Here is a 15,467-nt window from a genome sequence, read left to right as displayed (position 1 = left end):
GGTTAAACGCTGAGGGCAGCGCGCAGTTGCGCTTCGAGGCCCGCCGCATCCAGCTCCTGGCCGATCAGCACCAGGCGCGTGATGCGCGCTTCGTCGGCGCCCCAGGCACGGTCGAAGTGCTTGTCGAACCGCGTGCCCACGCCCTGGATCAACAGACGCATCGGCTTGTTCGGGATCGCGGCGAAACCTTTGACGCGCAGGATGCCGTGCTGCACCACCAGTTGAGTCAGGGCGTCGAGCAGCAGCGCTTCGTCAGCTTGAGGCAGGTCGATGGAGATGGAGTCGAAGGCGTCGTGATCGTGGTCATCAGCGTCACCGTCATGGTGATGATCGTGATGGCTGTGGCGGCCGTCGATGTGCTCTTCGGAGCCAGCGCCCAGGCCGATCAGCACCTCCAGTGGCAGGCGACCGCTGCTGGCTTCGATGATCTTCACCGCCGGCGGCAGCTCTTCGGCGACTTCCAGGCGCACACGGGCCAGGTCTTCAGGGCTGATCAGGTCGGATTTGTTGAGGATCACCAGGTCGGCGCTGGCCAGTTGGTCGGCGAACAGCTCGTGCAGCGGCGACTCGTGGTCCAGGTTCGGGTCGAGTTTGCGCTGGGCGTCGACCTGGTCCGGGAAGGCGGCGAAGGTGCCGGCGGCCACAGCCGGGCTGTCGACCACGGTGATGACCGCGTCCACGGTGCAGGCGCTGCGGATTTCCGGCCACTGGAAGGCTTGAACCAGCGGTTTAGGCAGGGCCAGGCCGGAGGTTTCGATGAGGATATGGTCGAGGTCACCGCGACGGGCAACCAGTTCGCGCATTACCGGGAAGAACTCTTCCTGCACGGTGCAGCACAGGCAGCCGTTGGCCAGTTCGTAGACGCGGCCGTTGGCTTCTTCTTCGGTGCAACCGATGGAGCACTGCTTGAGGATTTCACCGTCGATGCCCAGCTCGCCGAATTCGTTGACGATCACGGCGATGCGACGGCCCTGGGCGTTGTCGAGCATATGGCGCAGCAAGGTGGTTTTACCCGAGCCGAGAAAGCCGGTAACGATGGTGACGGGGAGTTTGGCCAGTGTTTTCATCGGATGCCCTTTGGGGCGGGCATACGGGACGAGGGGCCCTGCGGCGGCGCGCAGAAGCGGATTTCGTCACCGGATCACCCCGCCCGGTTGAATTGGAAAATCGGTTGCGAGGCAGGTCTCCTGGCTTGGGGCTTGCGGGTCTTGCGACCGGCGCTGGCTGCGCCTTCCCGCCTTAATGGCAGTGGCGTGGCAGTCAGTTGAACCCTTCACAGTTGCGGGGGCAGCCGCGGCTTGGACCGCGTTCCCTTCTTAGCTTCGGCGTGGGCCGAAGAACCTCGAAGGTGCAAGGCTACGCAGTGCGGGGAAACGGGTCAATGTTGATTGATACACGGACCGGGACGCTCGCTGCCAGGCGGGTTGAAACACTTCCAAATCTTTTCAACGGAATGCGCCGAGAACGCAATCAACGCAATGGGCACATAGAAGCGACACTCACCCTAAAATGGAAATAATCATGTCGCTCTCGATCTCCCCCTCTGTCAATTCACACTTGCCCGTCTCTCCCCTCACCCAACAAGCAGCGCCAACGACTGCAATTTGGAGAGAGCCTATTAGCCAACTCCAGCCCCGGGAACTGGCGCAAGCGCTCCAAACCTATTTTGATGCCATGATCGACCCGCGCTTCGGCGAGACTATTACCAAAGAGTCCCTCCAGCGAGTGGCAGATGGACTACCGCTGAACGGGGTGCCCCCCACACAAACGCAGATCGAGATCGCCCAGGAAGTATTGAAGCGCAAAGACCTGTTCCAGCAGTTGGACTTCACCAGCGGCAAGGACGGTAAAGTCAGCCGAGACGATCTCGCAACTGAAACAGGTGACTTCCAATACCTGAGCGATCGAGCACTGATCACCCTGGTTGGCAAAAACTTCAATGAGTACGGCGGCGGCGACACATATGTGAACTTCACCGAGTTGCGAGAAGCCGCCGGTGAACTGCCAAGCGCCCAAAAATTCAGTCCGCAGGCGCGGGGGGTCGCTCAGGAACTGCTCAAGCGCATAGAGTTGCTGGACCGGTTGGATATCGGCGTAGGCTTTTTGGGGTTCGCAGGCAAACAAGATCAGCGCTTCGATCTGCGCAACGTTGAGTACACACGCATGCACAGCTCTCCCCAATCCCGTTACCCAGACTGATCGATTCACCCCGTTGGCCGACAGCGGCTCCCGAATGTCGAGAGCCGCAAACCTCTATTTGACGCCTATCCCCCGCCCATGCTCTCCTACACATCTTGTTTCGGGTGCCCTTCACAGGGTGAAACGGGAAACCGGTGAGTCATAGCGTTATGACGAGTCCGGTGCTGCCCCCGCAACGGTAAGCGAGTGAAACGTCAGATCCACTGTGCCTTTTACGGCATGGGAAGGCGATGTTTTCAAGACCCAGCGTCCCTCGCAAGCCCGGAGACCGGCCCGAAAAATCACATAACAAACCCGCGGTGGGCGGGCGCTGTTCAGACTCTGCGTGCCTGGCTCGCGGGGTTTTCATGCGCTCGTTTCACCCTGACACCCCGAAGGGACGCGCCATGTCGATCATCAGCAGCACCTCGCACGCCACCCGCAGCACCGCCACCCTGAGCCAACGCCTGACCGCCGCCATCGGCGCGTCGATCCTCGGCGCGTGCCTGGTGTATTTCGCCGGTTTCTCGCACATCGAGGCAGTGCACAACGCCGCCCACGATACCCGCCACAGCGCCGCGTTCCCGTGCCACTGAGACCTGCCGACATGATCAAGCGTATCGCTCAAACCGCAGGCTTCACCGGCTTGCTGGCCGCCCTGCTGTTGACTCTGCTGCAAAGCTTCTGGGTCGCCCCGCTGATTTTGCAGGCGGAAACCTATGAGAACGCCCCCGCCGCCGCCGAAGTCGCGCCCCACGCACACGCTGAAGGCGCCGCTGCGCATACCCACGATGCCCAAGCCTGGGAACCTGAAGACGGCTGGCAGCGGGTACTGTCCACTACTGGCGGTAACCTGGTGGTGGCGGTCGGTTTTGCCCTGATGCTGGCCGGCCTTTACACCTTGCGCGCGCCAACCCGCACGGCTCAAGGGTTGCTGTGGGGCCTGGCCGGTTACGCGACGTTTGTGCTGGCGCCGACCCTGGGCCTGCCACCGGAATTGCCGGGCACCGCCGCCGCCGACCTGGCACAGCGGCAGATCTGGTGGATCGGCACCGCAGCCTCCACGGCTGCCGGTATCGCGCTGATGGTGTTTGGTCACAACTGGCTGCTGAAAATCCTCGGCGTGGCGATCCTGGCCGTGCCGCATGTGATTGGCGCGCCGCAGCCTGAAGTGCATTCGATGCTGGCCCCGCAAGCCTTGGAAGCGCAATTCAAAATCGCCTCGCAACTGACCAACGTCGCCTTCTGGCTGGCCTTGGGGTTGATCAGCGCCTGGCTGTTCCGCCGCAACCGCGACGCTCACTACTCGGCATGACCTTGGTGGTCGGCATGGGCTGCCAGCGCGGCTGTGATGTTCACACCCTGCTGGGCCTGTTTGACGCTGCCCTCGCCGAGGGCGGCATCGAGCGCCAGCGCATTACTGCGCTGGCCAGTATCGACCGCAAGAGAGATGAACCGGGGCTGCTCGCCCTGGCGCAGGTGTTGAACTTGCCATTGCAGTGTTTCAGCGCCACGCAATTGGCCGTGTTTGAACCGCGCCTGAGCCACAAATCCGAGCTCGCGTTTGCTCACACCGGCTGTTATGGCGTCGCCGAAAGCGCCGCACTGGCCCTGGCGGAACAGCTCTGCCATGGCCCTGCCCGCCTGCTGATCACGCGCAAAAAAGTCGCCCAGGCCACCTTTGCATTAGCCTGCGCCGACTAAAAACCCGATAATCGCCCTTCTCGATCATGAGCAATTTTCATGCTCGCCCGTTTTTCAACAGGAATTCCCCATGACCGTCTACTTCATCGGCGCAGGCCCCGGCGACCCGGAATTGATCACCGTCAAAGGTCAGCGGCTGATCCGCAGTTGCCCGGTGATCATCTACGCCGGCTCCTTGGTGCCGGCAGCAGTGTTGGAAGGTCATCAGGCGGAACAGGTGGTCAACAGCGCCGAACTGCACCTGGAACAGATCATTGAGCTGATCAAGGCCGCCCACGCCAAGGGCCAGGACGTGGCGCGCGTGCACTCCGGTGACCCAAGCCTGTATGGCGCGATTGGCGAGCAGATTCGTTATTTGCGCGAGTTGGGCATCCCGTTCCAGATCATCCCGGGCGTCACGGCGGTGGCGGCGTGTGCGGCGTTGCTGGAGACAGAGCTGACCCTGCCGGATATCGCGCAAAGCGTGATCCTGACCCGCTATGCGGATAAAACCAGCATGCCGGCCGGTGAAGACTTCGACAGCCTGGCGCGCCACGGCACGACCATGGCGATTCACTTGGGGGTCAACCACCTGGACAAGATCGTCGCCGAGCTGCTGCCGCATTACGGCGCAGACTGCCCGATTGCCGTGGTGCACCGGGCGACGTGGCCGGATCAGGATTGGGTGGTGGGTACGCTGAGTGATATTGCCGAGAAGGTCGCGGCTAAAGGTTTTCGGCGTACGGCGTTGATTGTGGTCGGGCGCGTGCTGGCGAATGATAGTTTCAGTGAGTCCTCGCTTTACCGTGCAGGCCACGCGCACCTCTATCGCCCCTGAAGAAATGAGGTCAAAAAATGTGGGAGCGGGCTTGCTCGCGAATGCGGTGTATCAGTCAGTACATCTGCAACTGACCCACCGTCTTCGCGAGCAAGCCCGCTCCCACAGTTAATCCTATTTGGCAGGAATACCGCGCAAGACACTGAATTTAAAGCAAAAAAAACGGCGCTCACGGGGCGCCGTTTTTTTGTTCGCAGCGAACACCTTACTCAGTAGTAGGCGTTTTCTTTCTGCGTGTGGTCAGTCACGTCACGTACGCCTTTGAGCTCGGGAATGCGCTCGAGCAGGGTGCGCTCGATGCCTTCGCGCAGGGTCACGTCCGCCTGGCCGCAGCCCTGGCAGCCGCCACCGAACTTGAGGACGGCGATACCGTCTTCGACCACGTCGATCAGGCTGACCTGGCCGCCGTGGCTCGCCAACCCAGGGTTGATCTCGGTTTGCAGGTAGTAGTTGATGCGCTCGTTGACCGGGCTGTCGGCGTTGACGTTCGGCACCTTGGCGTTGGGCGCCTTGATGGTCAACTGGCCGCCCATGCGGTCGGTGGCGTAGTCGACCACGGCGTCGTCGAGGAAGGCTTCACTGAAGTTGTCGATGTACGCGGTGAAGCTTTTCAGCCCCAGGGCGGTGTCTTCAGGCTTCTCTTCCCCGGGCTTGCAGTAGGCGATGCAAGTCTCGGCGTATTGGGTGCCGGGCTGGGTGATAAAGACGCGGATGCCAATACCCGGGGTGTTCTGCTTGGACAGCAGATCAGCCAGGTAATCGTGGGCGGCGTCGGTAATGGTTATGGCAGTCATGGAAACTCCTCACAGGCTTGCCGCCAGTTTACGCCAAATTATTACCCAGATACAAAGTCCTAGTATTTTTGTCGGGATAAATTCGACCGTTCGTCGCCATCAAACCACCCTTTAAGCAGACGATAACTGCCCTGCTCAAGCCATCGGTAGCTGCCCAGGGCGCCGAGGCCGATGATGACCACGCACATGGCCAGCACCGCATACGGGTTCAGGCCGTAGCGCTGGGCAACATAGCCACCGGCCGACAGCACCAGCACGTGCAGCAAATACACGGAATACGAGCAGTCCCCCAGCACTTTGAGCAGCCGGTTGTTCGCGAAGAACCGCTCCAGCGCCATGCACGCAACCACCAGCACCGCGCTGGGCAAGCCCCAGGTCAAGGCGCGCGGCGATGCCGGCCAATGATAGATCGCCAGCAGTGCAGCAGCGATGCCGAGTAGCGGCAACCACAAGCCCGGCCGGATCCAACCTTTGCGATACAGCATGCCAATGCCGATGCCCAGCAGGAATTCAACGACGATGTCCGAGCGATAGAACGTGCTGATCCAGCCAAACGAGGTCCAGGCCTCGCACACGGCGAACAGCAGCGCCGCGACCACCAGCAGTCGCCACTGCCGACGAAACAACAGCGCCCAGGCAAACAACAGGTAGAAGAGCATCTCGTAGTTGAGTGTCCAGCCGACATTAAGGGTCGGGTACACACCATAGCCACCGGGATTTTCAGAGGGAATAAACAACAGCGACATCAGCACATGAGCAGCATCGACGCTCTGGTCCGGCAACATTGGCCGGGCGACCACCACCAGCAACGCCATCAACAGCGTGTAGAACCAGTACGCGGGCACGATGCGCAGCAGGCGGTACAACAGGAAGCGCCAGGGTGGCAGGTCCTTGTCCTGGGTAGACAGGAAGATCACCAGGCCGCTGATGACGAAAAACACATCCACGCCCGCAGCACCCTTTTCCACAAATAATCTTCCCAAGGCCGTGTCCGCCTTGAAACCGAAGAAAATCTGCATGAAGTGGTGCCCTACCACTGTCCAGGCCGCCAACGCGCGCAGCGCCTGTACCGAGATCAACATCGTCCGCCACCCTTCCCAACTCATCGACATGAAGTTGGGGCCGTGGCGGACGGTCAAAGGTCGATCAAAGATTCTCGTAGCGGTTCATGTCCAGCACGCCTTCTTCCAGTGGCGTGGTTTCGCGGATGTACTGCGACAAGTCGTGAAAGTACTGCCAGAACAGCGGATGGCTGCGCCGTACGCCCCATCGGTCGACGATTTTCTCAAAGCGCTTGGCGTCCTTGGCATTTTCCATCGCCGAAACAAACGCCGGCACTTGCTGCGCCGGAATGTTGAACATGAAGTTCGGATAACTGCTCAGCACGCCAGGGTAAATAGTCAGCGTATCCAGCCCCGGTTGATAGCGATAAGCCTCACCGAGCAAAAACGCGACGTTACTGTGGGCACGGTTGCGCAACAGGCTGTAAACCACCCGCTTGCCACTGGCGGTCTCAACTCGCAGCATGGTGGCCTCAGGTAACTGGTCGATCACCTTGAGCCCCGCCGCCGGGCGCGAGGTCAGGCGACTCAGCGCCTGCTCCGCATCCTGCAACGCCGGCTCGATCCCATCGCGCGAGCAATAGGCGCCGGTGCAACGGTTGATCGGGTCCGGGCTGGCGTTGAGGTCGCCATAACGCGTCAATAACTGATTGGCAAAATCACGCTTCGGGTCTTTTTCATCCAAATGCAGCCCAGTCGGCTTGTCATCATCGATCGCTTCATAATCCAGCCACAGCTTGAGCTTGCCGCTGTTCTGATACCAATCATCCATAAAGTCATCGCGGGTATCAGCGGGCATCAAACGTAGAAAGTTCTGCTCGGCACCATTGCGAATCAAATCGAAGTACAACCGCGTCTGGGCCTGGTGCGAGACGTTGCCGAACACATCGAAGTTGACGGCCAACTGATAATAGGTGCGCTCCAGCAACGGGTAATCGAACAGCCACATGGTTTGCGGCACCTCGCCGATCAGGCCTTTGGTCACCGAAGCGCTGTCGAAATGGCGGAATATGCTCAACAAGGCATTGTCATTCCCGGCCCACAAGGTCGACCAACTCGGCGGCGGCACATCCGCGTAGCTGTCACGGCGCAAGGCCTCGTACTGATTGCGTTTGTCACGATAGGCCAGCCACAGGCTCAGCACGCTGCCCACATCATCATTCTGCCCCGGCATCGCCAGCAACGGCGTGGCCTGGCCACGGTAACGCGCGTCGGTGATGTACAGGTCGTGGTCCGGGTCCTGGAACAAGGTCCAGAAGTTGTCACGGATCACGTCCGTCGCGATTTGCCCACGGCACACCGGCCCGCGAATAAAGGTGCGCACGAAGTATTCGGCGTTATCGAGCATGAACTGGTAACGCGCCTTGGCCGGAATCGCCTCAAAGGTTTCGAACGGGTTGGCGCGGCGCCCCGGGCCGTAGCCCGGCAAGGCATTCACCTGCCAGTCGCCGGCGTAGAACAGCTGCTTGATCCGCGCCATTTTCGCGGCGCTGAACGGGTACGTGATGTGGGTTTTATGCACGATCACGCCCTGTACCGGCCACAGGCGGTAATAGACTTGGGTGCCGGGGTCATCGTTGGGGCGACGGGTGGCGATCAGGTCAATCGGCTGGCCGCTCGGCGTGCGCGATCGCACCCACTGGAAGAAATGCCCCGGCTCGCCGTTTTCAAAGTAGATGTGCGCCAGGAATAAATGCTCATACAGCCAGCGTGCCACCAGGCTTTCGCGGGCGCCCGGCTGGTTGAACAGGTTTTCCCATTGCTGCACCTGCAAGGCTTCCTTGGCGCTGGGTGCCAGGCCTTGCTCATCAATCGGGGCGCCGGATGCCAGCCAGCGCTGCAGCGTCTGGTATTGCTGGTCGGTCAGGCCCGTAACCGCCAGCGGCATGCCTTCCTTGGGATGGGCGCCGGCGTAGGCATTGAATTCGCCGGGCATGGCGCACATGTTCTGGCGGTTCAGGCCCAGCACGATGTCGTCGGGCAATTTGGCGTTCGGCTCAAGCGGCGCGTTATGCCCCAACTCCAGCATGCGCGCCATCAAGGCCGCCTGGCTGCCTTGGGCGTCGAGCACCGAATAGAAGCCCTTCTGCTGCCAGGCCTGCTTGCCGAACGCGTCATAGAACAAACGGGTCGTCGGCGTGGCCTGGCTGCGTTCGCCGTCGTAGACGGGCACCTTGGTCGCGCCACGGGCCGCGCCCTCGGCACTGCCCAGGTTAAGTTGGCACGCGGAGTCGTAGCAGGCATGGCAGGCCACGCACTTTTCGGTGAAGATCGGTTGAATGTCGCGAGTGTAGGAAATTGCCGGTGCGGGACTGTTTACCGATAAAACGTCTGCATGGGCAGTACTGGCGATCAAGGCCAGGACGGCGCTGATGATGAGGCGAAGTGACATGTATCCGGTCCCGATTCTATGCGTGCGATCTATAAGTGCCGGCAAGTCTACCGGGCCAGGACAGCCCCCAACATGAACGATATTCATGCAAAACCTGTACATGCTCTAAATCGGCACAGGTTTGTTATGATTCACGCCCTCCGAAATGCCTGACCAGAGTAGTCCCATGTCCGATCGTAGCGCTCGTCTGCAAGCCCTTCACCAAGCCCTCAAGGAACGTATCCTGATCCTCGACGGCGGTATGGGCACGATGATCCAGAGCTACAAGCTTGAGGAAAACGACTACCGTGGCAAACGCTTCGCCGACTGGCCGAGTGACGTCAAGGGTAACAACGACCTGTTGGTGATCACCCGTCCGGACGTGATCGGCGGCATCGAAAAGGCCTACCTGGATGCCGGCGCCGACATTCTGGAAACCAACACCTTCAACGCCACGCGCATTTCCATGGCCGACTACGGCATGGAAGAACTGGCCTACGAGTTAAACGTAGAAGGCGCGCGGCTGGCGCGCAAAATCGCCGACGCCAAGACCCTGGAAAACCCGGCCAAGCCGCGCTTTGTCGCCGGCGTGCTCGGCCCGACCAGCCGCACCTGCTCGCTGTCACCGGACGTGAACAACCCCGGCTACCGCAACGTGACCTTTGATGAGCTGGTGGAAAACTACACCGAAGCCACCAAAGGCCTGATCGAGGGCGGCGCCGACCTGATCCTGATCGAGACCATCTTCGACACCCTCAACGCCAAGGCCGCGATCTTCGCCGTGCAAGGCGTGTTCGAAGAGTTGAACGTCGAACTGCCGATCATGATTTCCGGCACCATCACCGACGCCTCCGGCCGCACCCTCTCGGGCCAGACCACCGAGGCGTTCTGGAACTCGGTCGCCCATGCCAAACCGCTGTCCGTAGGCCTGAACTGCGCCTTGGGCGCCAGCGAGCTGCGCCCGTACCTGGAAGAGTTGTCGAACAAGGCCAACACTCACGTTTCCGCGCACCCGAACGCCGGCCTGCCGAACGAATTCGGCGAGTACGACGAACTGCCGTCGCAAACCGCCAAGGTCATCGAAGAGTTCGCCCAGAGCGGCTTCCTCAACATCGTCGGCGGCTGCTGCGGCACCACGCCAGGCCACATTGAAGCCATCGCCAAGGCCGTGGCCGGTTACGCGCCGCGCCCGATTCCGGATATTCCCAAGGCCTGCCGCCTGTCGGGCCTGGAGCCGTTCACGATTGATCGCAGCTCGTTGTTCGTCAACGTCGGCGAGCGCACCAACATTACCGGTTCCGCGCGCTTCGCCCGTTTAATCCGTGAAGACAACTACACCGAAGCCCTGGAAGTCGCCCTGCAGCAGGTCGAAGCCGGCGCCCAGGTGATCGACATCAACATGGACGAGGGCATGCTCGATTCGAAGAAGGCCATGGTGACCTTCCTCAATCTGATTGCCGGCGAGCCGGACATCTCCCGCGTACCGATCATGATCGACTCCTCCAAGTGGGAAGTGATCGAAGCCGGCCTCAAGTGCATCCAGGGCAAGGGCATCGTCAACTCCATCAGCATGAAGGAAGGCGTCGAGCAGTTCATTCACCACGCCAAGCTGTGCAAGCGCTACGGCGCCGCCGTGGTGGTGATGGCCTTCGACGAAGCCGGCCAGGCCGACACCGAAGCGCGCAAGAAAGAGATCTGCAAACGCTCCTACGACATCCTGGTGAATGAAGTCGGCTTCCCACCGGAAGACATCATCTTCGACCCGAACATCTTCGCGGTCGCCACCGGTATCGAGGAACACAACAACTACGCCGTCGACTTCATCAACGCCTGTGCCTACATCCGTGACGAACTGCCGTATGCGCTGACCTCCGGTGGCGTGTCCAACGTGTCGTTCTCGTTCCGTGGCAACAACCCGGTGCGTGAGGCGATCCACTCGGTGTTCCTGCTGTATGCGATCCGCAACGGCCTGACCATGGGCATCGTCAACGCCGGCCAGCTGGAGATCTACGACCAGATCCCGGCCGAGTTGCGCGACGCGGTGGAAGACGTGGTGCTCAACCGCACGCCGGAAGGCACCGACGCCCTGCTCGCCATCGCCGACAAGTACAAAGGCGATGGCAGCGTCAAGGAAGCCGAGACCGAAGAGTGGCGTGGCTGGCCGGTGAACAAGCGCCTGGAACACGCGCTGGTCAAGGGCATCACCACCCACATCGTGGAAGACACCGAAGAATCGCGCCAGTCGTTTGCGCGCCCGATCGAGGTGATCGAAGGCCCGCTGATGTCCGGCATGAACATCGTCGGCGACCTGTTCGGCGCCGGTAAAATGTTCCTGCCGCAAGTGGTGAAGTCTGCGCGGGTGATGAAGCAGGCTGTGGCCCACTTGATCCCGTTTATCGAGCTGGAAAAAGGCGACAAGCCGGAAGCCAAGGGCAAGATCCTGATGGCCACGGTAAAAGGCGACGTGCACGACATCGGCAAGAACATTGTCGGCGTGGTGCTGGGTTGCAATGGCTATGACATTGTCGACCTCGGCGTGATGGTGCCTGCAGAGAAAATCCTGCAGGTGGCCAAGGAGCAGAAGTGCGACATCATCGGCCTGTCCGGCCTGATCACGCCGTCGCTGGACGAGATGGTGCACGTGGCCCGCGAGATGCAACGCCAGGATTTCCACCTGCCGCTGATGATCGGTGGCGCGACCACGTCCAAAGCGCACACGGCGGTGAAGATCGAGCCCAAATACAGCAATGATGCAGTGATCTACGTCACCGACGCCTCCCGCGCCGTGGGCGTGGCCACGCAGTTGCTGTCCAAGGAACTCAAGGCCGGTTTTGTCGAGAAAACCCGCCTGGAATACATCGATGTGCGCGAGCGTACGTCCAACCGCAGCGCGCGCACCGAGCGCCTGAGCTATCCGGCCGCGATTGCCAAGAAGCCGCAGTTCGACTGGAGCACGTACACGCCGGTCAAGCCGACGTTTACCGGCGCCAGGGTGCTGGACAATATCGACCTCAAGGTGCTGGCCGAGTACATCGACTGGACGCCGTTCTTTATTTCCTGGGACCTGGCCGGCAAATTCCCGCGCATCCTCGAAGACGAAGTGGTCGGTGAAGCCGCCACGGCGCTCTACGCCGATGCCCAGGAAATGCTCAAGAAGCTGATCGACGAAAAACTCATCAGCGCCCGCGCCGTATTCGGCTTCTGGCCGACCAACCAGGTGCAGGACGATGACCTGGAAGTCTACGGCGACGACGGTCAGCCGATTGCCAGGCTGCACCACTTGCGCCAGCAGATCATCAAGACCGACGGCAAGCCGAACTTCTCCCTGGCCGACTTCGTCGCGCCCAAAGACAGCGGCGTGACCGACTACATCGGTGGTTTCATCACCACCGCCGGCATTGGCGCCGAAGAAGTCGCCAAGGCTTATCAGGATGCGGGCGACGACTACAACTCGATCATGGTCAAGGCCCTGGCCGACCGCCTGGCCGAGGCCTGCGCCGAATGGCTGCACCAGCAGGTGCGTAAAGAGCATTGGGGTTACGCCAAGGACGAGCAACTGGATAACGAGGCGCTGATCAAGGAGCAATACAGCGGCATCCGCCCTGCCCCGGGCTACCCGGCGTGCCCTGATCACACCGAGAAAGCCCAGCTGTTCCAACTGCTCGACCCCGAAGCCCGCGAGATGCATGCCGGGCGCAGCGGTGTGTTCCTCACCGAACACTATGCGATGTTCCCGGCAGCGGCAGTCAGCGGTTGGTATTTCGCCCACCCACAGGCGCAGTACTTTGCCGTGGGCAAGATCGACAAGGACCAGGTGACAAGCTACACCGCGCGCAAGGCTCAGGACCTGAGCGTGACCGAGCGCTGGCTGGCACCGAACCTGGGGTATGACAACTAAACACGCGTTGCGGTATCCCAATGCCGCCTGCGTCACCGCAAAATCCGTTTTTCTGTGCCGGGCCGATCATTCGGTCCGCTGGCCCGGCAGCTCACCCAACACCGGGGTGTACACAGAAAAAAGGATTTTGCCATGCCCGATCTACCCATCGCCCTGAGCGCATTACCCGCCCAGGCCATCCATGCCCATTTCGCTACCCGCCCGGCCTTGTTTTCAGTGGTGTTCAAGGCACTGCTCGACGGTATTCGCGAGCGTTATCCGCGCCTGAAGCTGGACCTGCTCACGCTCAAACTGGCCAGCCCCACGCCCGCCGGCGGCTACACGTTCCCGCTGCTGATCAATGTGGCGGTGGCCCACGTCCTGAACCCGCGCCTGCTGGACCTGCGCCCCCAGAACGGCCTGCCGTACTATCTGTCTCCCATTAGCGGCGGTCGCCTGGCCGATATCGACATGCAGGTGATTGCGCACATCATCGACGAACTGCCAGGCTCGCTTTACCTGCATTTCCAAGCGGACCTCGCCGCCTACTGGAGCGAGACCGACAGCCTGGGCAGCAGCCGCTGGCAATGGCTGGGCGAGTGGCTCAATGGCCAGATGACCGCAGCGGCAGCCGGTCGCCAGGGCCTGAGCGACACCCACAGGGACATGCTGGCCACTACCGCCGCCTGGCCGTCACGCTTGGAACGCCTGCCCCGCTCCACACCGACCACCTACGCGTATTTCATCGAAACCACACTGTCTAAAGCCGGCAAGGAGGTATGCCTGTTGACGCCGGACCTGCTGCTGGTGCGCGACAGACAGGTGCTGTTGTGCAGCGTGGCAGGCGTTGTCGAGCCGTTTGGCTCCCTGGACGCCTTTGGCGAAGCCTGGGGCGCGCGGATGCAGGCGCAGTTTCAGTTCGACAGCCTGACCTGGCGGCGCAATGAGCCAGACGGCAACGTGTTTGAACAACAGGCCGGGCTTATCCTCAATCAGCAACTGGAAGACCTGGAAACGCTGGCCTATCAAGGGCAAAGCGAAGCGGCACTCGACCGCACCCTGGAAACGCTCACGGACCCGGCCCTGCTGTTTACCCAAACCGCCGTGCCAGCCCCTGCGCACCTGCAGAAGGTCGACGAAAAACTCCCGGTGTGGCTCAAGCAAGCGAGCGCCAATGAGCGCTTTGCCTACCACCGCCACCTGCAGGACATGGCCCAGGTGCTGCGCCTCAATCAGGGGCGCTCATTCAATGAGGGCGTGGAAAACATCCATGCTTTCAGCCGCAATGCGTTGCGCAAGCAGATGCAGGCCGACCACGGCGACCAGGACCCCGACGATGTACTGCTGGACTTCGCCGTCGCGGCTGGCTACCCAGGCGGCGCCGGCATCATCGACCATGTGCAGCTGTCGCTGACGGAACTGGCGGTGAAAAACCTCGCCGGCAAGCCTGACGGCACGCTGACGCTACGGTCCAAAACCGCCGGGGCGCTGCCGGGCTGGCTGAACGAAGATTACCTGCTGGGCAGCCAAGGCCTGATCCAGCGTGTCGACATCGGTACGGCCTACCCGCAGAAGATCAAAGACCTGTTGCTGTCGGACACCGCCGACGCGCGCCGCCGGGAAAAACTCTTCACCCGCGAACTCAAGGTGCAGCTGCCGATGCGCGCCCTGGAATACGCGATTCGGCAACAACACGGGGTCACCGCCACCGGCTATCGCTATGTGAAAGCCCTGATGGGCGAGACACCCGCAGACCGAGTCATCGACGGTCAGGAAATCGTCCTGCGCCCACTGGCCCTGTGCCGCAAAACCGGGGCAACGCCCGACGCCGTCAACAACGTCTTCGTAATCGAACCCCGCGACGCTGGCGTTGGCCCGCACGTGCTGTACCGACCGCTGTACGCCGAGGCCCTGTCTCAATACCCGACACGCCAGGCCCTGCTCGAGGCGCTTGCCAGCCCCGGCGAACTGCAAAGCAGTGTGTTGACCTGGCTGAGCGACACGGCTCGGCCGATTTATGACCACGGCGGGATCAAACAGCCGCACATCATTCGTTTCCTGCCGGGGGATGAGTTCGCGCCGCCTGAAGACCCTGCACCGGCGACGCTGGCCGTCGATGAAGGCGCCGAGGAATGGCTGCAGTCACAGATCAACGGACAACTGCTGAGCCACTTGTTCGGCAGCACCGCGCGGGCGATGGTCGACCTGGCGGACCGCGAGTCGGTGTCCAACCACGAAAGCCGCTGGGCCATTGTGATGGAGGGCGCATGGCTGCTGTTCAATACCCTGTTGTTGCCGTTGGTACGCGGCCCGGCCATGCTGGCCGGCTGGTTCCTGGTGTTGGTCAGCAGCCTGGAGCAGGACCTGGCCGGCCTGGACAGCAGCGACCCGACCACGCGTGAGCTGGCGCTGATTGACCTGCTGCTCAATACCGCCATGCTGTTGTTGCACGCCACCAGCGCCTCCCCTCGAAGCCGCCAGCCCTTGGCGCGCCCCGCGCCCGAAGAGAGTGTCTTGCGCCTGGCCACCTGGCGCCATCCGGCGGGCCAAGCGCCTCAGCCCGGCCCCTCGCTGATTCGCCACGGCGCCGTGACGCTGCCCGGCGAACCCCCGGCAAGCGGCCGCACCGCCCTGGATTTCAGCCGCTCGCTGGCCAGCCCGCAGG

At 61.7% G+C, this 15,467-nt stretch carries 10 protein-coding genes, 1 pseudogene and 2 riboswitches; of the genes and pseudogenes, 7 read left to right on the top strand and 4 right to left on the bottom strand.

Going from position 1 to position 15,467, the window contains the following annotated elements; genetic code table 11:
• Positions 1-2: 2 nt before the first annotated feature.
• Positions 3-1,067, bottom strand: a complete 1,065-nt coding sequence (gene cobW / locus PspR76_RS13185) for a cobalamin biosynthesis protein CobW (protein WP_159955844.1) — start codon at positions 1,065-1,067, stop codon at positions 3-5.
• A 93-nt stretch (positions 1,068-1,160) separates the two neighbouring features.
• Positions 1,161-1,360: riboswitch (cobalamin riboswitch) on the bottom strand.
• A gap of 161 nt (positions 1,361-1,521) precedes the next feature.
• Here cobW and PspR76_RS31040 point away from each other — a divergent pair.
• The 5 genes from PspR76_RS31040 (at position 1,522) to cobM (ending at position 4,699) form a co-directional block, all read left to right on the top strand.
• Positions 1,522-2,199, top strand: a complete 678-nt coding sequence (locus PspR76_RS31040) for a hypothetical protein (RefSeq protein WP_174245619.1) — start codon at positions 1,522-1,524, stop codon at positions 2,197-2,199.
• Positions 2,200-2,284: 85 nt separating this feature from the next.
• Positions 2,285-2,490: riboswitch (cobalamin riboswitch) on the top strand.
• 95 nt (positions 2,491-2,585) lie between these two features.
• Positions 2,586-2,774, top strand: coding sequence for a CbtB domain-containing protein (locus PspR76_RS13175; protein ID WP_159955842.1), 189 nt, complete (start codon positions 2,586-2,588; stop codon positions 2,772-2,774).
• Positions 2,775-2,785: 11 nt separating this feature from the next.
• Complete coding sequence (locus tag PspR76_RS13170; RefSeq protein ID WP_159955840.1) at positions 2,786-3,493, top strand: CbtA family protein; 708 nt, start codon at positions 2,786-2,788, stop codon at positions 3,491-3,493.
• The gene (locus PspR76_RS13165) at positions 3,490-3,882 is read left to right on the top strand and encodes a cobalamin biosynthesis protein (protein ID WP_159955838.1); all 393 of its coding nucleotides are present in this window, start codon (positions 3,490-3,492) and stop codon (positions 3,880-3,882) included. The genes PspR76_RS13170 and PspR76_RS13165 overlap by 4 nt, the downstream gene beginning before the upstream one ends.
• Positions 3,883-3,952: 70 nt before the next feature.
• Positions 3,953-4,699, top strand: a complete 747-nt coding sequence (gene cobM / locus PspR76_RS13160; protein ID WP_159955836.1) for a precorrin-4 C(11)-methyltransferase — start codon at positions 3,953-3,955, stop codon at positions 4,697-4,699.
• A 209-nt stretch (positions 4,700-4,908) separates the two neighbouring features.
• Here the strand turns inward: cobM and nfuA are convergent, their stop codons facing one another.
• From nfuA to PspR76_RS13145, 3 genes are all read right to left on the bottom strand, one after another.
• Complete coding sequence (gene nfuA, locus PspR76_RS13155; RefSeq protein ID WP_017136914.1) at positions 4,909-5,493, bottom strand: Fe-S biogenesis protein NfuA; 585 nt, start codon at positions 5,491-5,493, stop codon at positions 4,909-4,911.
• A gap of 59 nt (positions 5,494-5,552) precedes the next feature.
• The gene (locus PspR76_RS13150; RefSeq protein ID WP_159955834.1) at positions 5,553-6,575 is read right to left on the bottom strand and encodes an acyltransferase family protein; all 1,023 of its coding nucleotides are present in this window, start codon (positions 6,573-6,575) and stop codon (positions 5,553-5,555) included.
• Between the two features lie 64 nt (positions 6,576-6,639).
• Positions 6,640-8,946 carry a fatty acid cis/trans isomerase gene (locus tag PspR76_RS13145; protein WP_159955832.1) on the bottom strand — a complete coding sequence of 769 codons (2,307 nt, stop codon included), beginning with the start codon at positions 8,944-8,946 and terminating at the stop codon, positions 6,640-6,642.
• A gap of 166 nt (positions 8,947-9,112) precedes the next feature.
• Between PspR76_RS13145 and metH the strand changes: the two genes are divergently transcribed.
• Together metH and PspR76_RS31495 are read left to right on the top strand one after the other, a co-directional pair.
• Positions 9,113-12,823, top strand: a complete 3,711-nt coding sequence (gene metH, locus PspR76_RS13140) for a methionine synthase (RefSeq protein ID WP_159955830.1) — start codon at positions 9,113-9,115, stop codon at positions 12,821-12,823.
• Positions 12,824-12,955: 132 nt separating this feature from the next.
• Positions 12,956-14,746, top strand: a pseudogene (locus PspR76_RS31495) (dermonecrotic toxin domain-containing protein); the annotation flags it as partial.
• Positions 14,747-15,467: the final 721 nt, after the last annotated feature.

Source organism: Pseudomonas sp. R76 (genome assembly GCF_009834565.1).
Classification (GTDB): Bacteria; Pseudomonadota; Gammaproteobacteria; order Pseudomonadales; family Pseudomonadaceae; genus Aquipseudomonas.
Note: the sequence above shows the minus strand (reverse complement) of the source record. Positions and strands in the feature narration are given on the sequence as shown.